Genomic DNA, 25,753 nt, shown 5'->3' with positions numbered 1-25,753 from the left:
CTAATCCCCCTGGAGTTTTTTCACTAGTCCGTCTGTAAGTGTGTGCAGTTCTAGAAACGTGTGTTCATATGTACGTAAATTGCCACCATATGGATCCGATACATCCTGCATGTTTTCAGGTGTCACAAATTCTTTGTACATATATACTTTGGAAATAGCTTGCGGAAATGCATAAATAATTGCTTGCTTATGAGATGCTGTCATGGTGAGAACAAGATCCGCCCAATCCACTAGCGATTCTTTTAATGCAGCTGATTCATGCGTAAAAGATATGTTTTCTTTTTTTAAGACTTTTTGCCCATTTAGAGACATTTCTCCTCCATCCGTCGCATAAATACCTGCTGAACGGACGTTTATATTTTCCAAATTTCGGTCCTTTAATATCGCCTCTGCCATTGGACTTCGACAAGTATTTCCCGTACAAACAAACAAAATATTCATAGTTACATTTCCTCATCTCTAGTATATAATAAATAGTCTAATTATAATGTGTTCATTTGTTAAATATTTCGTAAAGTTATAATCCCTATTAATAAAATAGCGACTCCCGCCAGCTTCATAATAAGTCCTCGGTTCAAAAAAGCATGTTTGAAAATCACTTTCTGCGCAATAAATACAGCTAGATAGGAGAATATACCTGAACTTAATATGAATAGAAATTTTTCTACTCTAAGCATACCAAATGAAATACTTACTGAAAAGGTGTCAATACTTGCAACTACTGCTAGTAAGTAAGGTGAAAGTAGAGGCACTTGTTTAGGTGACCTTGCTAGAATCATTTGTAATCCAACAAGCGACAGCAAAAATCCAGATAAATATGGGCTTGCATATTGCAAATAACTTTGCATAATTGCCCCTGCATAATAGCCGATTAAAGGAAAAAGCATATGTAAAGATGCCACCCACGCTGCCAATGTGAAAATTTGCTTCCGATATAATACGAGTGAAAACAAAATCAGCACATCAACTGACATTAATGCACCCGCTACAATCTCACGCCACAAAAAAATCTCCCCCGTCCGTTTGCATAATTAAATGTATGCAAAAGAATGGAAGAGAATACACTCGGCTAACAAAAGCGCAAGCACCCTCTAAGTACAAAACCTGTTTCGTATCGTTTTCGGAGGTATTTGGACAGAATTATTGCTATATTATTACCGTTTGATTTTTTAGGGAGGCTGGTCGTCGCCCTCCTTCAACAGTACGAATAAGGTTAAAACCTTTTTGGATAATGAGTGAAAAGATGCTTTCCAACTCAAAAAGGAAGCACCTGAAGATGCAATTTCAGGTGCTCTAACACTTTCTATCATGCGTTCCTTACTTATTTTTGAAAAGTGAACGCTAGCAATATGGTGACACTATATTAAAAAGGGACATTTCCTTCCAATCGAAAAGGTGGAAATATTATAGAGAAGGACTGAGCAGCCAAAATTGCATCTTTGGCTGCTTTTATCTAGATAGGAAAGTGACTATTCTCTCGTTCCAAAAAGCTTTGGCATTTTGATTATCTGTGCCTTTGGAGAACGACGGACGAACGACTAACACACGATTATCGGAAAAAAAGCTCTCCAAAAGCACCTATACATAAAGTACCTAGTATGTTATTACAGTGCTTAACTTTCAAACCATTTCCCATTAGATGCTTTTTCGAGTCTGTTCATGATGGCTGTACCAACACCTTGTTTCGAAAAGATTGGGACTAAAATAATGTTTGCATCTGTTTCATCACAGCTTCTAAGCGCTTCGTAAAGTAAGTGAGCAGCATGTTCTAGTTGATGTTCTTGTCCTAATGAAAAATAGTAGTCCGCCTTCGCTAAACGATAATTTTCTGTTGCAATCAGTGCTACTTTTTTCTGATCATTATGTATTTGTTCAATTGCCTGCCCGACTTTCCCGGTAGATGCTTCGATTAAATAGACAGGAGCATCAGGGGCATAATGCGCATATTTCATACCTGGTGCACGGGGTGCTTCTGCTTCATCTGTAAGTTTAGACTCGTTGACCTGCCCTATTACTTTTTCAAGCATTTCTTTCGTTACTCCACCCGGACGTAATATCGTTGGTACTTCTGTCGTAAAATCTAAAACGGTTGACTCTAATCCAATTCCAGTAGCTCCACCATCTAGGATAAGTGGGATTTTTCCGTTTAAGTCATGATACACATGTGCTGCTTTTGTAGGACTTGGTTTTCCACTTCTATTTGCACTTGGAGCAGCGACCGGTTGTTTTAAACGTCTAAGTAATTCTAGTGCGACAGGATGATCCGGCATACGAACGCCGACTGTATTTAATCCAGCTGTCACATTTTTAGCAAGTGAATCGTTTTTAATTGGTAATACGAGCGTAAGTGCTCCTGGCCAAAATGTATCCATACATGTTTTAGCTAAATTCGGAACATTTTGTGTAAATGTGGATAACTCTTCTTTTGATCCTATATGCACAATGAGTGGATTATCTTGTGGTCTACCTTTTGCTTCGAAAATTTTGGAAACGGCAGATTCACTTGTTGCAATCGCACCTAACCCATAAACAGTTTCAGTCGGAAAAGCAACTGTTTCTCCTTCATTTAACAAATCCACAGCTTGTGTATAACTAAACTCTTTCGCTAATAAGTTATCCACACTCGCAATTTCAGTTTTCATGTCGTATTTTCTCCTTTCTCTCTACTTTGTCCACAATTTGTTGGTAACTTTCTGAATTTTGTGGATAGTTATGTGGAAAACTTCTTTTTTAACCATTCCCACACCCAAAATTTCGGTTTTTCTTCTTTTTCTACTTCTTCTTTATAACAAACCTTTGGAAATAAGGAGCACCACCAATTATCTCCACGTGCATGTCCAATTGATATGACGATCGATTCGACATTTGTTTGGGAGGTAATCCCTTCATTCCATACTTTAGGTGGAAATAGAGCTTTACCTGTGGATATATGAATCTCTTCGTTTAATTTTTCTGATAACTTATCCACAGCTTGTTCTAATTCACTATATGTTTGTTGCTGATTTTGAGTATAATTCATTAAAATAGGTTCAATTGCTTTTTTTACTTCTTCTTTCATTTGTTGATCTTGGACAGTATTACTATTGGCAATTAATCGCAAGCGCATACCTTCCGCTTCTTCTCCCGGTTGAAAAAGAAAAAACAAACAAAATTGAATGATTAGTAACATCCAAACAAAGAAAATAACTGCATCTATTTGTTGGCCAACTCTTGGTGCTTTTTTTATCTCGTAATCTGGTAACATGTAACATTCCCCCTTAGGAACATTGTTACCAATAGATTCATAACTTATTCATCGATTGTGCAAAAAACAAATCTATTTTTTTGATTTATATCTTTTACAATTTCCACTTGCGCTTGCGGAAATGCAGTTTGAAGCATTTTTTGTACAGCAGGTCCTTGTGCATATCCTATCTCAAAACCTATGAAACTAGGAGAATTCATTATTTGTGGGAGCTGCTCCGCCATTTTCCGGTACAATTGCAAGCCATTTTCTTCGGCAAATAAAGCAAGATGCGGTTCATAATCTAGCACTGTATCGGACATGACTTGCGCTTCTTCGTTTCCTATATAAGGTGGGTTCGATAAGACGATATCCCATTTTTCATCTGCAATTGGGGCAAGTAAATCCCCTTGTTTGAACACTATTTCCGCTTCTAGCAATTGCGCATTTTGCTTCGCTACTTCCAAAGCTTGCGCTGAAATATCCGTTGCAGTAACGTTTGTAGTTGGTATTTCTTTTTTGATCGTGATAGCAATCGCACCACTACCAGTTCCAATATCTGCAACTTTCGGAGCAGCTTGTGCGCCAAATAGTGTTTTCGTTCGTTTTTTTACTTCTTCTATTAACTCTTCCGTTTCAGGTCGGGGTATTAATACATGTTCGTTTACTAAAAAGTTTCGGTCATAAAACGTTTCTTGCCCGATAATATATTGAAATGGGCGACCAGTTGCACTTTCTTCCACGTATGACCAAAATATTTGAAAGTCTTCTGAGGGCATGTCTTCATATAAGTCTTGCATTAACTGTGAGTAACTTTTTCCAAGGACATGTTGCAATAAGAAACGAGCGACTCCTGTTTCCCGATTATTCGCTTCTAAAAAAGAAGAAGCCCGGGTAAGGGCCTCATAATTTGTTTTACACATTCGTATCATTCATTCTTTCTAGTTTTTCTGCTTGATCTTCTACGATTAACGCATTCACAATCTCATCCATTTTACCTTCTAAAATTTGGTCCAGTTTTTGAATCGTCAATCCAATACGATGATCCGTCACACGATTTTGCGGGTAATTGTATGTGCGAATTCGTTCGGATCTATCTCCTGTACCTACTGCTGATTTTCGAACAGCATCATATTCTGCTTGTGCTTCTTGCAAAAATTTATCCGCAACACGTGCACGAAGTATTTTCATCGCTTTTTCTCTGTTTTTGATTTGTGATTTTTCATCTTGCATCGATACGGTAATTCCAGTTGGTAAATGGGTCATACGAACAGCAGACATCGTTGTATTAACGGACTGTCCACCGGCACCAGATGATGCAAATGTATCCACACGGATGTCTTTTTCATGAATATCTACGTCAACTTCTTCTACTTCTGGAAGTACCGCGACTGTTGCCGTTGATGTGTGAATACGACCACCAGACTCTGTTTCTGGGACACGTTGAACGCGATGCGCACCATTTTCATATTTCATCTTCGAGTAGGCCTTATTGCCATTAATCATGAAAATGATTTCCTTGAAACCACCAAGTCCAGTTGGAGATGAATCCATTACATCAATTTTCCAGTTTTGCGATTCTGCATAGCGACTATACATACGGAATAGATTTCCTGCAAATAATGCAGCTTCGTCTCCACCCGCTGCTCCACGAATTTCCATAATTACGTTTTTATCATCGTTTGGATCTTTCGGGATCAACAAAACACGAAGTCGCTCTTCTAATTCCTCGATTTGTGATTCCAAATCATTTACTTCTTCTTTTACCATGTCGCGCATATCCGCATCTAGCTTTTCCTCTAGCATAAGCTTGGCGTCTTTAAGCTGACTTTTTACTTCTTTATATTCGCGATATACATCGACTGTATCTTGCAAGTCGGATTGTTCTTTTGAATATTGTCTTAACTTGCTCGTATCATTTACGACATCCGGGTCGCTGAGCAATTCATTTAATTTATCATAGCGATCTTCTACCGATTGTAATCGATCAAACATCGACCTCACCTCGTTCGTTTAAGTCTATATCATTCCTATTATAAAGAAAAAACATCGTTCCCGCTACTTTTTCTATCATCGATTTATTACAGTTTTGTTACTGGTGCCAGGCACCAGTAACAAAACTGTAATAAAAAAAGAGCAGCTTTAGCTACTCTTTTGGAATGTTATTGCTGTAAAGTTGTTGTTCCTACAGGTACTTCATGGTGGTGGCGGCATCTAGGCTCGTACGCTTCAGATGCTCCAACTAGAATGATCGGATCATCTGCACCAGCAGGTTGTCCATTAATGAGCCTTTGAGTTCTGCTTGCCTCTGATCCACAAACAGCGCAAACTGCGTGGAGTTTCGTTACTTCCTCCGCCATACATAAAATAGCAGGCATAGGTCCGAATGGCTTGCCACGAAAGTCTTGGTCAAGACCTGCTACAATTACACGATAGCCATGATCTGCAAGTTTTGTGACAACATCCACTATTCCTTCATCGAAAAATTGCGTTTCATCTACTGCTATTACGTCGATTTCATCTGAAATATGTTCCCATATTTCCTCCGATTGTTGAATCGGAATCGCAATTGTTGACGTTCCATCGTGGCTCACTACTGCCTCTTCACTATACCTATTATCAATCATCGGCTTAAACACGGCAATTTTCTGTTTAGCAAATTGTACACGTCTAATACGACGAATTAGCTCTTCTGATTTACCAGAGAACATGCTTCCACATATTACTTCTATCCAGCCCATTTGGGATGTAATAAACATTTAAATACTTCCTTTCAAACAGTCTTTACTCATCATACCGAAAAACAAATTAAAAATCTTGTCTTTTATTTATTATGAAAATGTGCTTAAGGAAAAACTGTTTCCGAACACTTTAATTTTACTATCGATGGTTTATGATTTTTTCTCTATCTATTTATAACATACGCTACTGTACATCTAAATTTAAATAAATATTTTCATTTTTCACTTCAGCATTTTTCTAGAAAATACTAATACGAGGATATGTATCACACAAACAAAAATACCTGCAAAACACATTGTGTTTTGCAGGTATTTGGTGCTTAGTTTTTAACTTCTTCTTTAATACCGTATTTTTTGTTGAAGCGATCAACACGGCCATCCGCTGCTGCGAATTTTTGACGTCCAGTATAGAATGGGTGACATTCGTTACAGAACTCGACTTTAATGTCTGATTTTACAGAACCTGTTGTAAATGCGTTACCACATGAACATGTTACTGTTGCTTCTTTGTAATCGGGATGAATTCCTGCTTTCATCTCTATCTCTCCTCTCGCCCTGAACCATCTGGAACAGAGTTGGTTATGAAAACTGATACCTTACACGATCCGATTGATGTCAATCGCATATGTAGCAGAAATGTATGATGTTACGTTAAATATAGTATCATCTTTCTCATTCGCTTGCAACTATTTTATTTTAAAGCGTTACTTTGCCACTACGATGTGCTTTCATTTCTTCTGCGAGTTGTTCAAAAAATGCTTCGTTCGTTTTTGATTGGCGCAGTTTTTTCAAGAAACGTTCTGCAAAATCGGATGAGTCGGAAAACGTTTTGCGGATTGCCCATAGTTTATCCAGCTGATCTTTTGGAATAAGTAGCTCTTCTTTTCTTGTTCCTGATCTGCGAATATCGATGGCAGGGAAAATTCGGCGTTCTGCGAGGCTTCTATCTAAGTGAAGTTCTAAGTTACCTGTTCCTTTAAATTCCTCATAGATTACTTCATCCATACGTGAACCTGTGTCTACTAAAGCAGTAGCAAGAATCGTTAAGCTACCACCTTCTTCAATATTACGTGCTGCTCCGAAAAATCGTTTTGGACGGTGGAATGCAGCTGGGTCAATACCACCAGATAATGTTCGACCACTTGGAGGAATTACTAGATTATATGCACGAGCAAGTCGTGTAATAGAATCCATTAAGATGATAACATCACGCTTATGTTCTACTAGGCGCATTGCTCTTTCTAGTACTAACTCAGCTACTTTCACGTGATTTTCTGGTACCTCATCAAATGTGGAACTTACTACATCCGCTTTTACGGAACGCTCGATGTCTGTTACTTCCTCAGGACGTTCATCTATTAATAAAACAATTAACTCCGCATTCGGGTGATTAGTCGTAATCGCATTTGCAATTTCTTTTATTAGTAATGTTTTACCTGCTTTTGGAGGAGCAACGATTAATCCACGTTGACCGTATCCAACCGGAGCTACTAAATCCATTATTCGAGTTGATAGCTTTTCAGGAACGCTTTCTAATTTAATATGACGATCTGGGTATAATGGTGTAAGTCCTGGGAAATGCACACGTTCTTTTGCGATTTCTGGATCTTCTCCATTTACTAACTCTACATGTAAAAGGCCGTAGTAACGTTCACTTTCTTTTGGAGGTCGTACTTTTCCTGTTACTTTATCTCCGTTACGTAGATCAAATCTTCTAATTTGAGAAGCAGAAATATAAATATCCTCGGAACTAGGAGAATAGTTAATCGGACGTAAGAATCCAAAACCTTCTTGCTGAATTATTTCTAAGACACCTTCCATAAAGAAGAATCCTTCTTGTTCGGCACGGGATTTTAATATAGCAAAAATAAGTTCTTTTTTTGTTAGTTTGCTGTAAGCCGCCACTTTGTATTTGCGCGCAAGTGTATAAAGCTCTTTAAGCGTCATGTTTTCTAATTCATTTATCGTCGTTTGTGTCATCGGCAACGCACCACTCTTTATTATATTTTGTTGTGAATTCTTTTTTCGGATTTAATAGGAATGAAGTTTATTATGAGGATACCCGGTACATAAAGACCGGGTATACATAAGAGAAGTTTCACTTATAGAACTAAATTCGGTTTTTTGTTTAAACTATGGCGTCCTTCTACAAATCGAATTGTGCCTGATTTTGCACGCATAACGATTGAATGTGTAGAACCGAAAGCCCCTTTAAATTGTACACCACGAAGAAGTTCTCCATCTGTTACTCCTGTTGCTGCAAAAATTGCATCGTCGCCTTTTACTAAATCTTCCATACGTAATATTTTTTCTACGTTGAGACCCATTTTAATACAACGAGCTAGTTCTGCTTCATCTTGTGGTACAAGTTTCCCTTGAATTTCCCCGCCTAAACATTTTAATCCAACAGCGGAGATTACTCCTTCTGGAGCTCCACCCATGCCGAATAAAATATCTACACCTGTGTTATCAAATGCAGTATTAATAGCTCCTGCTACATCGCCATCTGTGATTAACTTAATGCGAGCACCGGCAGCTCTAATTTCATCGATAATTTTTTGGTGACGTGGACGACCTAAAATCGTAGCAACTACGTCTTGGATATCTTTGTTTTTTGCACGTGCTACTGCTCTTAAGTTATCAATTACTGGTGCATTGATATCGACTTGACCAACAGCTTCAGGACCAACAGCTAGTTTGTCCATATACATATCTGGCGCGTGAAGTAGATTTCCGCGATCGGCAATTGCAAGTACTGCTAGTGCATTCCAACCACCAGAAGCTACGATATTTGTACCTTCTAAAGGATCGACTGCTACGTCTACTTGAGGACCTCCAGTTCCAAGACCAAGCTTTTCTCCGATATATAACATCGGTGCTTCGTCCATTTCCCCTTCCCCAATTACAACGACACCTTCCATTGGAATTGTGTCAAAAACTGATCGCATTGCAGTAGTTGCTGCGTCGTCTGCTTCATTTTTTAATCCTAGTCCCATCCAACGTGCTGATGCAATTGCTGCTGCTTCTGTTACTCGGACTAGTTCCATTGATAAACTACGTTCCATCTATTATATGCCTCCCGTTTTACGGTAAATAAAATCCGATCTTAACTTTCTTCCTGTATCATTGTAGCATATTTTAAGAGAAAAACGGAAGCACCTATGTTCTAGCTAGGAGGTAGGTTTACTCGTTGTTTACTTCTACTTCTTTTATCTTTACTCGTCGAATGTCTGCTCCGAGCCCTTGCAGTTTTTCAATGATGTTGCTGTATCCGCGTTCAATATGGAAAATATCTTGAATTTCTGTTTCTCCCTCTGCGAGTAAGCCAGCAATAACGAGTGCTGCTCCTGCTCGCAGATCGCTTGCGCGCACTATTGCCGCCTCTAGCTTCACCGGACCTGTAATGGTTGCTGTTCTACCATCCACTCGACCAACTGCATTCATACGGCGAAGTTCATCGATTTGTTTAAAACGGGCAGAGTAGATACTATCTGTAATAACGGAGGTTCCAGTAGCTTGTGTCATTAATACGGAGAATGGTTGTTGTAAATCCGTCGGAAAACCAGGATAGACAAGTGTTTTCACATCTACTGCCTGTAAGTTCGTCGATTTCGGAATGAAAATCTTCTCTTCGTATTCTTCTACTTTAATACCCATTTCCCGGAGCTTAGCAGTTAATGCTTCTACATGGAATGGGATGACATTATCGATCGTTACACCGTCTCCTGCAACCGCTGCCATTATCATAAATGTCCCCGCTTCAATACGGTCTGGAATAATTGTATGCTTTGTGCCATGCAACTCTTTCACACCATCAATACGGATGACATTCGTGCCGGCACCTTTAATATTTGCGCCCATATTAGATAATAGCGTTGCCACATCTATAATTTCAGGTTCTTTCGCAGCATTTTCAATGATCGTTCTTCCATTTGCAAGTACAGCAGCAAGCATAATATTAATCGTTGCTCCAACACTTACGACGTCTAAATAGATTTTAGAGCCGACTAATCCCTCTGTACGCAAGTAAATGGCTCCATGTTCATTGGAAACATTCGCTCCTAAAGCTTCAAAACCTTTAATATGCTGATCAATTGGACGAGGGCCAAGATGACATCCACCTGGCAAGCCGATTGCTGCTTTTTTAAATTTTCCAAGTAGGACACCCATTAAATAATAAGAAGCACGCAATTTTTTAATATTGCCATTTGGGAGCGGGATATCGACCACATTTGTTGGATCGATAGTCATTGTACCGTTTTCAAACGTTACGTTCGCTCCCAGTTCTTCTAAAATTTCTTTTAACGTCCAAACGTCTAAAATTTCTGGTAAGCCTTCAATGGTAACAGGTGAATTTGCAAGTAAAGAAGCAGGTATTAATGCAACTGCACTATTTTTTGCTCCATTTACTTTGATCGTGCCTTTCAGGCGTTTTCCGCCATTTATTTTATAAACTTCCATACGTTTCTCCTTCGACTTGTTACTCGCTTTTACGATTGTTCCAATCCGCTAGAAACCCTTCAATCCCTTTGTCTGTTAAAGGATGGTTAAATAATTGTTGTAATACTTTAAATGGAGTTGTAGAAATATGCGCACCATTTAACGCAGCATCTGTAATATGCTGTGGATGTCTAATGGAAGCAGCAATAATTTCTGTATCGATTTGATGGATGTCAAAAATTTGCGCAATTTTTGCGATTAACTCCATTCCATCATGCCCAATATCGTCTAAACGCCCCAAAAATGGTGATACATATGTGGCACCTGCACGAGCTGCAAGTAATGCTTGGTTCGCGCTGAAAATAAGCGTTACGTTTGTTTTAATATTTTCTTTTGTAAATACTGCACAAGCTTTTAAGCCTTCTGGTGTCATTGGTAGCTTAACTGTAATGTTCGGAGCAATGGCAGCAAGTTCTCTACCTTCTTTAATCATTCCTTCAGCATCTAGTGCAATTACTTCTGCACTAACCGAACCGTCCACAAGTGCTGTAATTTCACGTAGTCGATCATGAAAAGAAATGTTTTCTTTTGCAACAAGTGATGGGTTTGTTGTGACACCGGATAAAATACCCCATGCGTGTGCTTCTTTTATTTCGTCAAAGTTTGCTGTATCGATAAAAAATTTCATATTAATATTTCCTCCTCATGATGGACAAATAGGAGAAGGTCCTTTAGATGAACGCTTCTCCATTAAAGTTGTTTATGTTGACTTGCTTATGCTTTGTTTGAGCTTCCAAATTCGCGCATTTTACCCATTACGGTTGTTTTAATCGCGTCGCGTCCTGGAGTCAAGTATTTACGTGGGTCGTATTGGTTTTCATTTTCTGCCAAATACGCACGTATTGCTTTTGTAGCAGCAATTTGGTTTTCCGTATTTACATTAATCTTCGCTGTTCCAAGAGAAATAGCGCGTGTAATATCATGCGTAGGAATACCAGTTCCACCGTGTAATACTAATGGAAGGTCCGCAAGTTTCGAGATTTCTTCCATTTCTTCGAACCCTAAATTTGGTTCCCCTTTGTATGGTCCGTGAACGGAACCTAATGCTGGTGCTAAACAGTCAATTGCCGTACGTTTTACAAGTTCTGCACATTCTGCTGGATCCGCATAAATAACCCCATCTGCCACTACATCATCTTCTTGACCACCAACTGTGCCAAGCTCTGCTTCGACAGAAACGTTATGTGCATGTGCATAATCCACCACTTTAGATGTAATTTCTACATTCTCTTCAAACGGGTGATGGGATGCATCTATCATAACGGATGTAAATCCTGCGTCAATGGCCGCTTTACATTTTTCAAAACTAGAACCATGGTCTAAGTGAATAGCTACTGGTACGGTTGTTTTGTAGTCTTCCATCAATCCTTTTACCATGTGTACTACTGTAGTAAACCCGCCCATATATTTTGCTGCACCTTCAGAAACGCCTAAAATAACTGGAGACTTTTCTTCTTCAGCAGCTTGTAAAATAGCTTGTGTAAATTCTAAATTGTTAATATTGAATTGTCCTACAGCATAGCCTTCTTTTTTCCCTTTTTCAAGCATTTCTTTCATCGATACTAAAGCCATTTAAATGGGCCTCCTCTATTCGCTTTTTCATACTTTGTTTTAATCCCTATATCTTTTTCATCATATCAAAAAAAGGCGATGTTTTCCACTGCCTGCTAGTAGAGCTTTTTATTTCAATAAATTCATTACGGCATCCCGTACTTCAAATATATCGAATGGCTTTGTAAAATAAAGAGCGGCACCTAAATCCATTGCTTCTTGGATTACATTTAACTCCCCGTATGCAGTCATCATCATTACGGGTAAATCAGGCCACTTTTCTTTTAGCTTTTTTAAAATCTGAATACCATCCATTCCCGGAATCTTCATATCTAATAAGACTCCGTCAATTTTCCCGGCATTCGCAATTTCCAAAGCTTCAAAACCGTTTGCCGCTAAACTCACTTCGTATTTTACTTGTGAAAAAACTTCTTTCAAGAGCATTCGTATTCCTAGTTGATCGTCTACAATTAAAATGTGTTTCATGATGAACAAACCCCTTTTTTGAATTTCCCACTTTCATACTACTATTCGATACTTTCCCTACTATTCCTTCTTTATTCCTAATCTTTTTTCCATTTTTTATTCGAATAGGAAGAAAGGCGACGTTTTTTTACTTTTCCTTTATAATTATTATGAAGATGAGGTGAATAAAGAATGAAAATGTTAACAACACAACTCACAGGGCTTCTTCAACGTATTGCAACTTCGGAGGAAGAGAATATAGAAGAAACCGCTCGACTATTAGCACAAGCCGCCGCTAGAGAAGGAAGCATTTATTTTGCAACGTTTGGAGAAATGACCAGTATTTCTGTCAATGCACAATTAGCTGCAGAGCCCTTTCCTAGTATGAAAAGTTGGACACCAACCGTTCAGCTGACAAGTGCGGATCGCGTTTGGATCATCGTTCGATCTGCCGAAAATGAGGAAGCAATAGCTCTTGCGGAACATTTAAGTGCATTATTTATTCCTTTTAGCGTGCTTGCTGCAGAGCCTGTAAGTGAAGAAAATAAGTTAGCGAATCTTGCCTATACATATATTTCATTGAAATTAGCGAAAGGTTTGCTTCCTGCTGAAGATGGTTCACGCATAGTGTTGCCGTATGCACTGGGCGCAATGTTTGTGTATGAAGCGGTGAAGATGAAGTTGGATGAAATGCTATTAGGTGAATAATTTTATTGGAAACGCCCAAAGAAATTTCTTTGGGTGTTTTTTTGTTTGGATACTTTGGCTTTCTAATTGGTTGCTTTCGATGGTGAACTGGTTGCTCTGCCTGGCGATTTGGTTGCTTTCGTTATGGATTTGATTGCTTTCATGCTTGATTTGATTGCTCTTAGCTATTTATTTCCAATTTGTGTTTTCATTTTTGGTGTTCATTCAGATTGTAGTTAGTTCTATACTGTTTGGTTGCTCTCAGAGCTGAACTGGTTGCTCTGCCTGGCGATTTGGTTGCTCTTTCTATGAATTTAATTGCTTCCATGCTTGATTTAGTTGCTCTTAGCTATTCATTTCCAATTTATGTATTCATTTTCGCTATTCATTCAGTGAGTAGTTAGTTATATATGTTTGGTTGCTCTCACGTTCCAACTGGTTGCTCTCGAAGCTGAACTGGTTGCTCTGCCTGGCGATTTGGTTGCTCTCGTTATGGATTTGATTGCTTCCATGCTTGATTTGATTGCTCTTAGCTATTTTTTCCAATTATTATCTTCATTTTCGATATTCATTCAGAGAGTAGTTTTGGTTGCTCTCCCGTTCCAATTGGTTGCTCTCGCTGCTGAACTGGTTGCTCTGCCTGGCGATTTGGTTGCTCTCGCTATGGATTTGATTGCTTCCATGCTTGATTTGATTGCTCTTAGCTATTTACTTCCAATTTGTGTCTTTATTCCGATGTTCATTCAGAGAGTAGTTAGTTCTATACGCTTTGGTTGCTCTCCCGTTTCAATTGGTTGCTCTCGCTGCTGAACTGGTTGCTCTGTCTGGTGGTTTGGTTGCTCTCGCTATGGATTTGATTGCTCCCATGCTTGATTTGATTGCTCTTAACTATTTATTTCCAATTTGTGTATTCATTTTCGATATTCATTCAGAGAGTAGTTAGTTCTATACGCTTTGGTTGCTCTCCCGTTCCAATTGGTTGCTTTCGATGGTGAACTGGTTGCTCTGCCTGGCGGTTTGGTTGCTTTCCCACCGGATTTGGTTGCTTTTAGCCAATTATTCCCTTTATCCACACTAAAAAAGCAGCTCGACGTTGTCGAACTGCTTCTTTTATATTATTCGCCTACAGATGCTTTGATGAATTCACGGAATAATGGTTGTGGACGTCGTGGACGAGACACAAATTCCGGATGGAACTGAGAAGCTACGAAGAATGGGTGATCTGGAAGCTCGATGATTTCGATTAGACGACCATCTGGGCTTGTACCAGAGAACTCAAATCCTGCTGCTTCGAATTGTTCGCGGTACTCGTTGTTGAACTCGTAACGATGGCGATGGCGTTCGTATACAAGTTCTTCTCCGTAAGCTTGGTGTGCTTTTGAACCAGGCGTAAGTTTACATGGGAATAATCCAAGACGAAGGGTTCCGCCTAAGTCTTCCACATCTTTTTGTTCTGGCAATAAATCGATAATCGGATGTGCTGTATTTGGATCTAGCTCAGAAGAGTGTGCGCCTTGAAGTTCCAAAATAGAACGGGCAAATTCCACTGTTGCTAATTGCATTCCTAAACAAATACCTAGGAAAGGCACGTTGTTTTCACGAGCAAATCTAGTTGCAGAGATTTTCCCCTCTACACCACGGTCTCCGAATCCACCTGGAACAAGGATGCCGTCCACATCAGATAGAATTTCTGCAACATTTGCATCATTCACTTCTTCTGCGTTCACCCATTTAACTTCTATATCTGCATCAAATTGGTATCCTGCATGTTTCATCGCTTCTACGACAGAAATGTATGCATCTTGAAGCTCTACATATTTACCAACTAGACCAATACGCACTTTTTTCGATAAAGATTTCACTTCATCTACTAATGCTTTCCAGTCTGTCATATCTGCTTCTTTCGTAGTAAGTTGGAAATGATCCACAACAATTTGATCTAAATGTTGGGCTTGAAGATTTAATGGGATTTCATATAATGAATCCGCATCGATACATTCGATTACTTCTTCTGGTTTGATATCACAGAAAAGCCCGATTTTGTCTTTCATATCTTGAGGAACTGGCATTTCCGAACGAAGTACAATTACGTTTGGTTGAATACCAAGGCTGCGTAATTCTTTTACACTATGTTGTGTTGGTTTTGTTTTCATCTCACCAGCAGCTTTTATAAATGGAACTAATGTACAGTGAATGTACATCACATTAGTGCTACCTACGTCGCGTTTCATTTGACGGATTGTTTCTAGGAATGGAAGAGATTCGATGTCTCCAACCGTTCCACCGATTTCTGTGATAACGATGTCAGCCTGCGTTTCTTTTGCAGCTAAGAATAGACGTTGTTTAATCTCATTTGTAATATGTGGAATTACTTGTACAGTTGCTCCATTATAATCACCACGACGTTCTTTTCTTAACACGGAAGAGTACACTTTCCCTGTTGTGATATTGGAATATTTATTTAAATTAATATCCATAAAACGCTCGTAATGACCTAAGTCTAAGTCTGTTTCTGCGCCATCATCTGTAACGAAAACTTCCCCGTGTTGATACGGGCTCATAGTCCCTGGGTCTAAATTGATATATGGATCAAATTTTTGAACCGTTACATTTAATCCTCTGTTTTTCAATAAACGACCAAGTGATGCTGCTGTAATTCCTTTACCTAATGAAGATACAACTCCACCAGTAACAAAAATAAATTTTGTCATTATTTTTTCCTCCTCTAAATAATATCTAATTCGCCTTAGCTTGTTTTGCCCAGTTTTCGCATCTGACCAATGCTTTATTCAGCAAGCTTTTGGACGGGCTTTTGAATAAGGTCTTACAACAACAAAAAGCGCCCCGCCTGCTATTTTGGCAGGGGAGCGCATATGCACATAAGTAATGTCTCTTTAAAAAGAGCCCAATAGAATCTTATAGCGATTAGAAGAAGATGTCAAGAATTATTCTTCGTCTTCCTCTTCTTCGTCCAATTCTTCGTCATCGATAATATCGAAGTCTTCTTCGTCTTCATCGATTATATCTTCTTCAATTTCTTCATCGATATCTTCTTCGAAGTCCACTACTACTTCCTCTTCATCTTCTTCGTCTTCAATAAACTCATCGAATTCTTCTTCGAATACGATTTCGTCTTCATCTAAATCGTCTAAATCGTCATCTTCCACTGCTTTGGCTTTCTTTTTACGTACTTTTACAGTAGGAGCAGTTTCTTCTTCAATTTGTTCGACTGGGTACCATTCTCTTAGTCCCCATTGGTTTTCGGCAATTGCTAAAAAGCGGCCGTCAATATTCATATCTGTGTAGAATTGTGGTTTACGCTCCGCCATTTCTTCGTCCGTAAATCCATTTAGTTTTTGAATTTCATCGAATAGATCTGTTAATGTTAATGCATTTTTCTTATCTTCTAAAATCGCAAATCCTATATCTATTAGCGATTCTTCTACTAGTTGTGCTGTTGTCATTTCACGAAAATTCAAATCGTGCACGTCCTTTCTCTGTCCGTTTGGATACTTCCCATTATATACAAACAATTATGTTATATGCTACAGTCATTTATTCTTTTTGAAAAGGGAAAACTTTGCACCTGCCAATAAAAATAAGTAAATAGAAAGCAATAGTAATGGAATAGATGCCAGTCTTCTATTATACAGATAAATAGTAAGTAGTAGGAGTATAATAACTATCATTATTTGAATTGGTTTTTTCACGCCTATTCTCCTCTACTCCATAATCAACTTATATCATTATACAAAAAAGTGTCCCGATAATACATCGAGACACAAAATTTTCTTTAAACTTGTTGCCACCAGGATTTACGCTGCAGGCAGACGCTTTCCGTGGGGTGAGTGATGAGCCTTCACCGCCGCTTGCGCGTACGTTGTGAAGTCTCATCTTACTCACACAGAGGATCAAAGGCTAAAAACGCCACATCGTGTGGCAGCGCCTTTGTGACCAACATCCTGTTGGCCTCCACTGGAGTCGCCACCTGCATCGAAAATCAATGGAAATTGCTGACTAGTTAACAATTGTTCTTAACAAAGTCTTAGCTTATCAGTCATGAACCTTTACATATTTCTTCTATATTGTCCGCCAACTTCGTATAGTGCGTTTGTGATTTGTCCTAGGCTTGCTTTTTGGACTGTGGACATGAGCTCTTCGAAGATGTTGCCACCTGTTACTGCTACTTGTTTCAACTTGGCAAGTGCAATGTCAGCTTCCGATTCGTGCTTTTTTTGGAAGTTACGAAGATTTGTAATTTGAGATTCTTTTTCTTCTGTCGTTGCGCGGGCAATTTCCATATTATCGATGTCCTCGGCGGTTGCAGGATTTGGATTTAAATATGTGTTGACGCCGATAATTGGTAGCTCGCCTGTATGTTTTTTCATTTCGTAATACATTGATTCTTCTTGAATTTTGCCACGTTGGTATTGTGTTTCCATCGCACCAAGGACACCGCCGCGATCGTTCATGCGGTCAAATTCAGCAAGTACTGCTTCTTCTACAAGGTCTGTCATTTCTTCTACGATGAAAGCACCTTGGAGTGGATTTTCATTTTTAGATAGGCCATGTTCTTTTGTAATAATCATTTGGATGGCCATTGCACGTCGAACCGATTCTTCTGTTGGTGTTGTAATTGCTTCATCATACGCGTTTGTATGAAGGGAATTACAGTTATCTTGCAGTGCCATCAATGCTTGAAGTGTTGTACGAATATCATTAAAGTCTATTTCTTGCGCATGCAAACTACGACCTGACGTTTGTACATGGTACTTCAGCTTTTGGCTGCGTTCATTTGCTCCGTATTTTTCTCGCATCACGACTGCCCAAATACGACGAGCAACCCGACCGATTACTGTATACTCAGGATCCAGACCGTTCGAGAAAAAGAACGATAAGTTTGGTGCAAAATCATCTATATGCATACCACGACTTAAATAGTACTCCACATACGTGAAGCCATTGGAAAGTGTGAATGCCAGCTGCGAAATTGGATTGGCGCCAGCTTCTGCAATATGATATCCAGAAATCGATACGGAATAATAATTTCGAACCTTTTGGTCGATAAAATATTGTTGGATATCGCCCATCATACGTAGTGCAAATTCTGTAGAGAATATGCATGTGTTTTGACCTTGGTCTTCTTTTAAAATATCTGCTTGCACCGTTCCACGAACTACTTGCAATGTGTTTGTCTTCACTTCCGTAAACTCTTCCAGCGTCAATGTACGTCCTAGTTCTTCTTCTCTAATACGCACTTGCTGATCGATTGCCGTGTTCATGAACATCGCTAAAATGATTGGTGCCGGTCCATTAATCGTCATAGATACAGATGTTGACGGTGCGCATAAATCAAAACCGTCATATAGCTTTTTCATATCCTCTAACGTACAAATGCTTACACCTGATTCTCCTACTTTTCCAAAAATATCTGGACGGTGATCCGGATCTTCTCCGTAAAGTGTTACGGAGTCAAACGCTGTGGATAAACGTTTGGCATCATCATCTTTGGATAAATAGTGGAAACGACGATTTGTACGTTCTGGTGTTCCTTCTCCAGCAAATTGACGTTTCGGATCTTCCCCTTCTCGTTTGAACGGAAAAACCCCCGCAGTATATGGGAATGAACCTGGGACATTTTCTTTATATACCCATCTTAAAATTTCTCCGTAATCGACGAATTTTGGCAGGACTACTTTTGGTATTTTAAGACCGGATAAGCTTTCTGTACGAAGTATGGTCCGAATTTCTTTATCGCGAACTTTTGTGACGAATTCATCTCCAGCATACGCTTCTTTTAAAGCCGTCCAGTTTTCCAAAATACGTTTGGATTCTGCCGTCAATTCGGCTTTGACACCCGATGCAAGTGATTCCAACGATTTTACTAGTGCATCGTCCCCAGCTTTTTCTTTTACCGCTTCTATGGCACCTTCTAGTTGGAACAATCTTCTTGCAAATGCTACTTGTTCATCTGACTTTTTATGGTAGCTACGAACTGTATCGGTGATTTCGCGAAGGTAGTAGTGACGATCATTTGGAATTATGACGTTTTGTTTTTGCGTCTTCACGAATTGTTCGTATGATGTTTCCCAATCAGTACCAGTCTTATCATTTAGCACACCAACTAACGCTGCAAATAAAGAATTCGTTCCTTTATCATTAAATTGGCTAGCAATTGTTCCGTAAACTGGCATTGTATCTAAATTATCATGCCATAATTCTCGGCTGCGCTGATATTGCTTTTGTACTTGGCGAAGTGCGTCTTCGGAGCCTTTTCGTTCGAATTTATTGATGACGATTAAGTCTGCATAGTCAATCATGTCAATTTTTTCAAGTTGAGACGGTGCACCGAACTCGCTTGTCATTACGTACATCGAAACATCCGATACGTTTGCAATTTCAGCGTCCCCTTGCCCAATACCACTCGTTTCAACAATGATTAAATCGAAACCTGCTACTTTCACGACATCTAGCACATCCGAAAGTGCACCGGATAATTCTGTACGAGATCCGCGTGTTGCTAAGCTCCGCATAAACACTCGTTTATTGAAAATAGCGTTCATACGAATACGGTCACCAAGTAATGCGCCACCTGTTTTTTGTTTGGTTGGATCAATGGAAAGAACCGCAATTTTTTTGTTTGGCAGGTCATGCAAGAATCGGCGAATTAATTCGTCGGTTAACGAACTTTTCCCTGCTCCACCAGTCCCTGTAATACCAAGCACTGGTGTACCTTTCGAAATACTTTTCGCATGTTGAATCATCGCTTTTGCCTCGGCATCTCCCGTTTGGTGTGCTTCCTCTGCAATGGTGATTAAATGGGCAAGTACTTCTGGACTTTCCGTGGAAACAGCTTCAATTTGCTCCTTAGCACCCGTTGCTTTAGTAGGCACATCACATGCTTGAAGTATTTGATTGATCATTCCTTGGAGACCTAGTTTACGTCCATCTTCTGGTGAGAAAATACCGGATATCCCGTACTCTTCCAATTCCTTTATTTCTTTCGGTATGATTACGCCACCACCACCGCCAAATAATTGAATATGCGGTGCGCCACGTTCCACGAGTAAATCCTTCATATATTTAAAATACTCAACATGTCCCCCTTGGTAAGAAGAGATCGCTATCCCCTGAACGTCTTCTTGTATTGCCGCATTTACGACTTCTTCAACGGAACGATTATGACCTAAGTGAATTACTTCTGCTCCGCTCCCCTGTAAAATACGGCGCATAATATTAATCGATGCGTCATGCCCGTCAAAAAGACTAGAAGCTGTGACAAAACGAACGTGATTTTTTGGACGATATACTTCTACAGAAGACATGTTGCTCCCCCTTTGTTTTGTGACCATTTACTGTCCCATCCCCTTCAGTACAAAGTGTATTTGCAATTCAGTAAATTGTTCGAGCGAATATTCTTTGCCGAGCGCCCATCTTCTAAATGCCCACATTTGCCCTTGAACGACAAGTGTATGGGCATACAGATTGACTTGTGCATCTGTTAGCTCAAGTTCCCCAGCTTGTTTACAGCCAACAAGAATTTTCTTGAAAATCTCGACCATTTCTAATTCTTTCGTAAGTACGTATTGCAATGCGCTTTTTGGTAAAGACTTTGTTTCTTGATACATAACAACAAACTCATCTTGCATATCGTCAATAACTCCATAATAGTGTCGTATTGCAGTTTTTAAGCCTTCCGTCGTACCATTTTGAAGTGAAATTTTCGATAGTTTGTTATGCACTTCATGATAAATACTATCGCAAACTAAATAGAGTACATCTTCCTTTGTCCGAATATATTCATACAGCGTTCCGATACTAAAGCCAGCTTCTTTTGCAATTTCTCTCGTTGTTGTTCGGTGAAAGCCTTTTTGTTTGAATAACGTAACCGCTGCACGGATCATTTGATGACGCCGCTTTTCAACGAGACTCTCATCTTTTATGGACGTTAGTACTTTATGCTTTTTTTCCATAGGTATCTATTACTTCGTCAACATACGAGAAATAACAAGGCGTTGAATTTCTTGTGTTCCCTCGTATATTTGTGTGATTTTCGCATCGCGCATATAGCGCTCTACTGGGTAATCTTTTGTATAACCGTATCCACCGAACACTTGCACAGCTTCTGTTGTTACTTTCATCGCGGTATCACCAGCCATTAATTTTGCCATTGCGGATTCTTTCCCGTAAGGAAGTCCGTTAGACTCTAGCCAAGCCGCTTGATACGTAAGTAGTCGGGATGCTTCTGTTGCTGTCGCCATATCCGCAAGCTTGAATGATACTCCTTGGTTTGCAGCAATTGGTTTTCCGAATTGTACACGCTCTTTTGCGTATCCCACTGCTGCATCCAGCGCACCTTGCGCAATCCCTACTGCTTGAGCAGCGATACCGTTACGACCGCCGTCTAATGTTTTCATTGCGATGATGAAGCCTTCTCCTTCTTCTCCTAGAAGGTTTTCTTTAGGCACACGGCAATTTTCGAAAATAATTTCCGTTGTTGGTGAAGAGCGAATACCTAGTTTCTTTTCTTTTTTCCCTACAGAAAAACCTGGGAAATCTGCTTCTACGATAAATGCACTCGTTCCTTTATGCTTCGATTCTTGATCGGTCACTGCAAATACTACATACGTATCTGCAATTCCACCATTTGTGATGAAAATTTTAGAGCCATTTAGAACGTAATGATCGCCGTCTAATTTAGCAGTCGTTTTCATGCCACCTGCATCTGAACCTGAACCAGCTTCTGTTAAACCATATCCACCGATTTTAGTTCCCTCTGCCATGGGACGAAGGTATTTTTGTTTTTGCTCTTCATTGCCATATTTGAAAATCGGCCATCCTGCAAGTGATGTATGCGCGGAAAGTGTTACACCCGTTGAAGCGCAAACTCGTGATAGTTCTTCTACCGCGATACAGTATGCAAGGTAATCAGAACCGATTCCGCCGTATTCTTCTGGCCACGGGATACCCGTTAATCCAAGGCCCGCCATTTTGTCGAAGATTTCGCGGTCAAAGCGTTCTTCTTCGTCGCGCTCTGCTGCGGTTGGTGCTACTTCATTTTCTGCAAAGTCACGTACCATTTTACGAATCATTTCATGTTCTTCTGAAAGTTGAAAGTTCATTGTGTATCCCGCCTTTTTGGTAGTTTTGCTGATTTGGTTGCTCTTCTATATGATTTGGTTGCTTTCGATTCTTAGTTGGTTGCTCTTAGATGTGAATTGATTGCTTTCGCTGCTGATTTGGTTGCCCTTAACCATTTACAGGAAATTTCTTCAATTCGTTAAATATTTACTAATGACGATTCGTTGGATTTCACTTGTACCTTCGTAAATTTCCGTTACTTTTGCATCTCGGAAATAGCGTTCTACTGGATAGTCTTCTGTGTAGCCGTATCCGCCGAATACTTGCACTGCTTCGATTGCGACATCTACTGCTGTTTTGGATGCAAACAGTTTCGCCATCGATGCTTCCTTTCCACAAGGAAGTCCTTGGTCACGAAGGCTAGCTGCTCGGTATACAAGAAGTCTAGCTGCCTCTACTGCTGTGCCCATGTCTGCAAGTTTGAAGCCTACCCCTTGGTTTGCAGCAATCGGCTTACCAAATTGCACACGCTCTTTTGCGTATCTGACTGCTGCCTCAAATGCAGCTTCCGCTATTCCAAGTGCTTGCGTTGCGATTCCGATTCGACCAGTATTTAAGTTCGCCATCGCAATTTTAAATCCGTCGCCTTCTTCGCCAAGTCTACTTGCTACCGGAATCTTCATATCTTCAAATGTAAGCTGAACGGTTCTAGATCCGTGCAAGCCCATTTTTTCTTCATCTTTCCCGACAATAAATCCTGGCGTATCTTTTTCTACGATAAATGCCGTAATTCCTCTGGAGCCCCGCGAAGGATCAGTCGTTGCAAAAACGATGTTCACATCTGCTTCTCCACCATTTGTAATAAATACCTTTGATCCATTTAGCACATAGTGATCATCTTTTTTCACAGCTTTTGTTTTCAATGCAGCTGCATCGGATCCAGCAGATGGTTCTGTTAAGCAAAATGCGCCTAGATATTCCCCACTTGCTAGCTTCGGAATGTATTTATTTTTTTGTTCTTCATTGCCAAAATAAAGGATTGGATTTGTTCCAACCGAAGTGTGGACAGAAAGAATTACTCCAACTACTGCACTTACTTTTGACAGCTCATTAATCGCGATGACATAGCTTGTAAAATCCATTGCTGAACCGCCATATTGTTCCGGAACGGTAATTCCCATTAATCCAAGTTTCCCCATTTTTTGAATGATTTCACGAGGAAACTCTCCTTGCTCCATTCGACCGATAAAAGGTTCAATTTCTGTTTTAGCAAAATCTCTGACCATGTTGCGCATCATAAGCTGTTCTTCAGTAAACTTTAGCTCCATCTAAATTTCCCCTTTACCCGTAAATGTAGAAACCTCTACCAGATTTCTTCCCTAACCAACCAGCTTTTACGTATTTTCTAAGAAGTGGACATGGACGATATTTACTATCACCAAATCCTTCATGTAAAATTTCCATAATGTATAAACATGTATCTAAGCCGATAAAGTCGGCAAGTTGAAGGGGCCCCATTGGATGATTCATCCCTAGTTTCATCACATCATCGATTGCTTCTTTTGATGCAACTCCCTCGTAGAGCGTATAAATTGCTTCGTTGATCATCGGCATTAAAATTCGGTTAGAGACGAAGCCAGGAAAATCATTTACTTCAACTGGTACTTTGCTTAACTTGTTCGTCATTTCTTCGATTGCTGTATATACTTCGTCTGATGTAGCAAGGCCACGAATAATTTCTACTAGCTTCATCACTGGAACTGGATTCATGAAATGCATGCCAATTACTTGTTCTGGACGGTTCGTCACAGCAGCAATTTCAGTAATTGGTAACGATGAAGTATTTGTTGCTAAGATCGTATGCTTTGGTGTAATTTCATCTAGTTGCTTGAAAATAGATTGCTTGATTTCCATATTTTCTACTGCCGCTTCTATTACGATGTCTACATCTTTTGCGTCCTCGATGGATAATGATTTCGTAATATTGTTTAGCACTGCTTGCTTTTCAGCTTCTGTCATGCGGCCTTTTTCCACATTGCGTGAAAGATTTTTTGTAATTGTTTGAAGGCCGCGTTCGTAGTATTGTTCTTCTCGATCATTTAGCTTCACATCAAATCCGGCTTGTGCACAAACTTGTGCGATGCCTGCGCCCATTTGCCCTGCACCGATTACCATTACTTTTTGGATTGTCATGCGTTACTTCCCCCTGTTTTTGGAACTTCGATCATAATTGCGTCACCTTGCCCGCCACCTGAACAAATTGCTGCAACTCCAATTCCTCCGCCACGGCGTTTTAATTCATATGCAAGCGTTAAAATGATTCGTGCTCCAGACGCTCCAATTGGATGACCTAGTGCAACTGCTCCACCGTTTACATTTACTTTTTCTTCATCTAATCCTGCAATTTGGCTGCTGACTAGTGCTACCGCTGCAAACGCTTCATTTATTTCAAATAAATCAATATCTGCTAGATTTTTTCCAGTTCTATCAAGTAATTTATTGATGACGATTCCTGGTGTTTGTGGGAAATTTTCTGGTTCAATGGCAATTTCAGCATGCCCGATTACGTACGCCAGTGGTTCTTTGCCAAGCTCTTTTGCTTTTTCTTCATTTGTTAAAATGATTGCACATGCCCCGTCATTAACTCCTGGTGCATTTCCTGCCGTGATTGTTCCGTCACTACCAAATGCTGGTTTCAATTTCGCAAGTGAATCGATAGACGTATTTCGTCGTGGTGCTTCGTCTTCTTTTACGATGACTGGTTCTCCTTTTCGCTGAGGTATTTCCACTGCAACGATCTCCTCGGCCAAAATCCCATTGTCGATTGCTTTTAAAGCAAGGTCATGACTTCTAAAGGACCATTCATCTTGTTTCTCACGTGATAATTCAAAGACTTGAGCAGTAGAGTTTCCGTATGTCCCCATATGCACTTTTTTTGGATGGAATGAACAAGAAAGTCCGTCATAAATCATGCCATCTACTATTTGGGCATCTCCCATACGAAGGCCAAATCGTCCTTTGGGTAAATAATAAGGCGCATTTGACATCGATTCCATTCCACCTGCAACGATAATTTCTTCGTCCCCAAGTCGAATTAATTGATCAGCTAAAGTAACACTTCTCATACCAGAAGCACATACTTTATTAATCGTTTCGGTTTTCACTGACCAAGGAATTCCTGCTTTTGTCGCCGCTTGTCTAGATGGAATTTGCCCTTGCCCTGCTTGTAAAACGGTCCCCATAATTACTTCATCTACATCTGTAGCATCGACACCCGCGCGAGTCAACGCTTCTTTTATCGCAATTCCCCCAAGATCCGAAGCTGTTAAACTACTTAGTCCTCCTCCGAACTTACCAAAAGCTGTACGTGCCCCATCCAAAATCACTGTTTTTGTCAACATAGCCACCCCTTTTGTATGCGCTTTCATCACCTTTAAAATAAAAAACAAGTTGACTGAACGCTCGCTCAATTTATCTTGTTAGAAAAAGGGAGTATCGACTACTC

The 25,753-nt window shown here is 39.8% G+C and carries 25 protein-coding genes; 2 read left to right on the top strand and 23 right to left on the bottom strand.

Annotated elements, in window-relative coordinates; genetic code table 11:
- From FG383_RS02820 to FG383_RS02755, 14 genes are all read right to left on the bottom strand, one after another.
- Positions 1–441: a low molecular weight protein arginine phosphatase gene (locus FG383_RS02820; protein WP_142605334.1), complete on the bottom strand. Its 441-nt coding sequence runs from the start codon at positions 439–441 to the stop codon at positions 1–3.
- Between the two features lie 59 nt (positions 442–500).
- Positions 501–1,004, bottom strand: coding sequence for a manganese efflux pump (locus FG383_RS02815; RefSeq protein ID WP_142605333.1), 504 nt, complete (start codon positions 1,002–1,004; stop codon positions 501–503).
- 609 nt (positions 1,005–1,613) lie between these two features.
- Positions 1,614–2,642, bottom strand: a complete 1,029-nt coding sequence (locus FG383_RS02810) for an L-threonylcarbamoyladenylate synthase (protein ID WP_142605332.1) — start codon at positions 2,640–2,642, stop codon at positions 1,614–1,616.
- A 68-nt stretch (positions 2,643–2,710) separates the two neighbouring features.
- Positions 2,711–3,244, bottom strand: a complete 534-nt coding sequence (locus FG383_RS02805; RefSeq protein ID WP_142605331.1) for a stage II sporulation protein R — start codon at positions 3,242–3,244, stop codon at positions 2,711–2,713.
- Positions 3,245–3,288: 44 nt separating this feature from the next.
- Positions 3,289–4,146, bottom strand: a complete 858-nt coding sequence (gene prmC / locus FG383_RS02800; protein WP_342782122.1) for a peptide chain release factor N(5)-glutamine methyltransferase — start codon at positions 4,144–4,146, stop codon at positions 3,289–3,291.
- Entirely contained in the window at positions 4,139–5,218 is a 1,080-nt protein-coding gene (gene prfA, locus FG383_RS02795) for a peptide chain release factor 1 (protein WP_142605329.1), read from the bottom strand. Before prfA ends, prmC begins: the two co-directional genes overlap by 8 nt.
- A gap of 167 nt (positions 5,219–5,385) precedes the next feature.
- Complete coding sequence (locus tag FG383_RS02790) at positions 5,386–5,982, bottom strand: thymidine kinase (RefSeq protein WP_142605328.1); 597 nt, start codon at positions 5,980–5,982, stop codon at positions 5,386–5,388.
- A 302-nt stretch (positions 5,983–6,284) separates the two neighbouring features.
- Complete coding sequence (rpmE, locus tag FG383_RS02785) at positions 6,285–6,500, bottom strand: 50S ribosomal protein L31 (protein WP_142605327.1); 216 nt, start codon at positions 6,498–6,500, stop codon at positions 6,285–6,287.
- Positions 6,501–6,660: 160 nt separating this feature from the next.
- Positions 6,661–7,944: a transcription termination factor Rho gene (rho, locus tag FG383_RS02780; protein WP_142605404.1), complete on the bottom strand. Its 1,284-nt coding sequence runs from the start codon at positions 7,942–7,944 to the stop codon at positions 6,661–6,663.
- A 122-nt stretch (positions 7,945–8,066) separates the two neighbouring features.
- Positions 8,067–9,029, bottom strand: a complete 963-nt coding sequence (gene glpX, locus FG383_RS02775) for a class II fructose-bisphosphatase (protein WP_142605326.1) — start codon at positions 9,027–9,029, stop codon at positions 8,067–8,069.
- A gap of 118 nt (positions 9,030–9,147) precedes the next feature.
- Entirely contained in the window at positions 9,148–10,425 is a 1,278-nt protein-coding gene (locus FG383_RS02770) for a UDP-N-acetylglucosamine 1-carboxyvinyltransferase (protein ID WP_142605325.1), read from the bottom strand.
- A gap of 19 nt (positions 10,426–10,444) precedes the next feature.
- Complete coding sequence (fsa, locus tag FG383_RS02765) at positions 10,445–11,092, bottom strand: fructose-6-phosphate aldolase (protein WP_142605324.1); 648 nt, start codon at positions 11,090–11,092, stop codon at positions 10,445–10,447.
- Between the two features lie 86 nt (positions 11,093–11,178).
- Complete coding sequence (locus FG383_RS02760; protein WP_142605323.1) at positions 11,179–12,036, bottom strand: class II fructose-bisphosphate aldolase; 858 nt, start codon at positions 12,034–12,036, stop codon at positions 11,179–11,181.
- 108 nt (positions 12,037–12,144) lie between these two features.
- A complete protein-coding gene (locus FG383_RS02755) occupies positions 12,145–12,501 on the bottom strand; it encodes a response regulator (protein ID WP_142605322.1) in 357 nt (118 codons plus the stop codon).
- A 171-nt stretch (positions 12,502–12,672) separates the two neighbouring features.
- Between FG383_RS02755 and FG383_RS02750 the strand changes: the two genes are divergently transcribed.
- Both FG383_RS02750 and FG383_RS02745 read left to right on the top strand, forming a co-directional pair.
- Positions 12,673–13,188 (top strand): DUF2529 family protein, encoded by a 516-nt coding sequence (locus tag FG383_RS02750; protein WP_142605321.1) that lies wholly within the window; start codon positions 12,673–12,675, stop codon positions 13,186–13,188.
- A 471-nt stretch (positions 13,189–13,659) separates the two neighbouring features.
- On the top strand, positions 13,660–13,977 hold the full coding sequence (locus FG383_RS02745; RefSeq protein WP_142605320.1) for a hypothetical protein: 318 nt from the start codon (positions 13,660–13,662) through the stop codon (positions 13,975–13,977).
- 305 nt (positions 13,978–14,282) lie between these two features.
- On the opposite strand, the gene FG383_RS02740 is transcribed toward FG383_RS02745, so the two are convergent.
- From FG383_RS02740 to FG383_RS02705, 9 genes are all read right to left on the bottom strand, one after another.
- Positions 14,283–15,878, bottom strand: a complete 1,596-nt coding sequence (locus FG383_RS02740; protein WP_142605319.1) for a CTP synthase — start codon at positions 15,876–15,878, stop codon at positions 14,283–14,285.
- 234 nt (positions 15,879–16,112) lie between these two features.
- Complete coding sequence (gene rpoE, locus FG383_RS02735) at positions 16,113–16,646, bottom strand: DNA-directed RNA polymerase subunit delta (protein WP_185907828.1); 534 nt, start codon at positions 16,644–16,646, stop codon at positions 16,113–16,115.
- Between the two features lie 72 nt (positions 16,647–16,718).
- Positions 16,719–16,877: a hypothetical protein gene (locus tag FG383_RS20810; RefSeq protein WP_185907832.1), complete on the bottom strand. Its 159-nt coding sequence runs from the start codon at positions 16,875–16,877 to the stop codon at positions 16,719–16,721.
- 357 nt (positions 16,878–17,234) lie between these two features.
- The gene (gene icmF, locus FG383_RS02730) at positions 17,235–20,492 is read right to left on the bottom strand and encodes a fused isobutyryl-CoA mutase/GTPase IcmF (protein ID WP_142605317.1); all 3,258 of its coding nucleotides are present in this window, start codon (positions 20,490–20,492) and stop codon (positions 17,235–17,237) included.
- A gap of 27 nt (positions 20,493–20,519) precedes the next feature.
- Positions 20,520–21,140 carry a TetR/AcrR family transcriptional regulator gene (locus FG383_RS02725; protein WP_142605316.1) on the bottom strand — a complete coding sequence of 207 codons (621 nt, stop codon included), beginning with the start codon at positions 21,138–21,140 and terminating at the stop codon, positions 20,520–20,522.
- Positions 21,141–21,149: 9 nt separating this feature from the next.
- Positions 21,150–22,289: an acyl-CoA dehydrogenase gene (locus FG383_RS02720; RefSeq protein WP_142605315.1), complete on the bottom strand. Its 1,140-nt coding sequence runs from the start codon at positions 22,287–22,289 to the stop codon at positions 21,150–21,152.
- 150 nt (positions 22,290–22,439) lie between these two features.
- Positions 22,440–23,576, bottom strand: a complete 1,137-nt coding sequence (locus FG383_RS02715) for an acyl-CoA dehydrogenase (protein WP_142605314.1) — start codon at positions 23,574–23,576, stop codon at positions 22,440–22,442.
- Positions 23,577–23,589: 13 nt separating this feature from the next.
- On the bottom strand, positions 23,590–24,441 hold the full coding sequence (locus FG383_RS02710) for a 3-hydroxybutyryl-CoA dehydrogenase (RefSeq protein ID WP_142605313.1): 852 nt from the start codon (positions 24,439–24,441) through the stop codon (positions 23,590–23,592).
- A complete protein-coding gene (locus FG383_RS02705) occupies positions 24,438–25,646 on the bottom strand; it encodes an acetyl-CoA C-acetyltransferase (protein ID WP_142605312.1) in 1,209 nt (402 codons plus the stop codon). Before FG383_RS02705 ends, FG383_RS02710 begins: the two co-directional genes overlap by 4 nt.
- Positions 25,647–25,753: the final 107 nt, after the last annotated feature.

The sequence above is a fragment of the Psychrobacillus soli genome (assembly GCF_006861775.1).
Classification (GTDB): Bacteria; Bacillota; Bacilli; order Bacillales_A; family Planococcaceae; genus Psychrobacillus; species Psychrobacillus soli.
Note: the sequence above shows the minus strand (reverse complement) of the source record. Positions and strands in the feature narration are given on the sequence as shown.

Excerpts from the sequence above, each read along its gene's own strand:
- FG383_RS02820 (WP_142605334.1), bottom strand. The coding sequence starts at position 441 with ATGAATATTTTGTTTGTTTGTACGGGAAATACTTGTCGAAGTCCAATG.
- FG383_RS02810 (WP_142605332.1), bottom strand. The coding sequence starts at position 2,642 with ATGAAAACTGAAATTGCGAGTGTGGATAACTTATTAGCGAAAGAGTTT.
- FG383_RS02805 (WP_142605331.1), bottom strand. The coding sequence starts at position 3,244 with ATGTTACCAGATTACGAGATAAAAAAAGCACCAAGAGTTGGCCAACAA.
- prmC (WP_342782122.1), bottom strand. The coding sequence starts at position 4,146 with ATGTGTAAAACAAATTATGAGGCCCTTACCCGGGCTTCTTCTTTTTTA.
- prfA (WP_142605329.1), bottom strand. The coding sequence starts at position 5,218 with ATGTTTGATCGATTACAATCGGTAGAAGATCGCTATGATAAATTAAAT.
- FG383_RS02790 (WP_142605328.1), bottom strand. The coding sequence starts at position 5,982 with ATGTTTATTACATCCCAAATGGGCTGGATAGAAGTAATATGTGGAAGC.
- rpmE (WP_142605327.1), bottom strand. The coding sequence starts at position 6,500 with ATGAAAGCAGGAATTCATCCCGATTACAAAGAAGCAACAGTAACATGT.
- rho (WP_142605404.1), bottom strand. The coding sequence starts at position 7,944 with ATGACACAAACGACGATAAATGAATTAGAAAACATGACGCTTAAAGAG.
- glpX (WP_142605326.1), bottom strand. The coding sequence starts at position 9,029 with ATGGAACGTAGTTTATCAATGGAACTAGTCCGAGTAACAGAAGCAGCA.
- FG383_RS02770 (WP_142605325.1), bottom strand. The coding sequence starts at position 10,425 with ATGGAAGTTTATAAAATAAATGGCGGAAAACGCCTGAAAGGCACGATC.
- fsa (WP_142605324.1), bottom strand. The coding sequence starts at position 11,092 with ATGAAATTTTTTATCGATACAGCAAACTTTGACGAAATAAAAGAAGCA.
- FG383_RS02760 (WP_142605323.1), bottom strand. The coding sequence starts at position 12,036 with ATGGCTTTAGTATCGATGAAAGAAATGCTTGAAAAAGGGAAAAAAGAA.
- FG383_RS02755 (WP_142605322.1), bottom strand. The coding sequence starts at position 12,501 with ATGAAACACATTTTAATTGTAGACGATCAACTAGGAATACGAATGCTC.
- FG383_RS02750 (WP_142605321.1), top strand. The coding sequence starts at position 12,673 with ATGAAAATGTTAACAACACAACTCACAGGGCTTCTTCAACGTATTGCA.
- FG383_RS02745 (WP_142605320.1), top strand. The coding sequence starts at position 13,660 with ATGGATTTGATTGCTTCCATGCTTGATTTGATTGCTCTTAGCTATTTT.
- FG383_RS02740 (WP_142605319.1), bottom strand. The coding sequence starts at position 15,878 with ATGACAAAATTTATTTTTGTTACTGGTGGAGTTGTATCTTCATTAGGT.
- icmF (WP_142605317.1), bottom strand. The coding sequence starts at position 20,492 with ATGTCTTCTGTAGAAGTATATCGTCCAAAAAATCACGTTCGTTTTGTC.
- FG383_RS02725 (WP_142605316.1), bottom strand. The coding sequence starts at position 21,140 with ATGGAAAAAAAGCATAAAGTACTAACGTCCATAAAAGATGAGAGTCTC.
- FG383_RS02720 (WP_142605315.1), bottom strand. The coding sequence starts at position 22,289 with ATGAACTTTCAACTTTCAGAAGAACATGAAATGATTCGTAAAATGGTA.
- FG383_RS02715 (WP_142605314.1), bottom strand. The coding sequence starts at position 23,576 with ATGGAGCTAAAGTTTACTGAAGAACAGCTTATGATGCGCAACATGGTC.
- FG383_RS02710 (WP_142605313.1), bottom strand. The coding sequence starts at position 24,441 with ATGACAATCCAAAAAGTAATGGTAATCGGTGCAGGGCAAATGGGCGCA.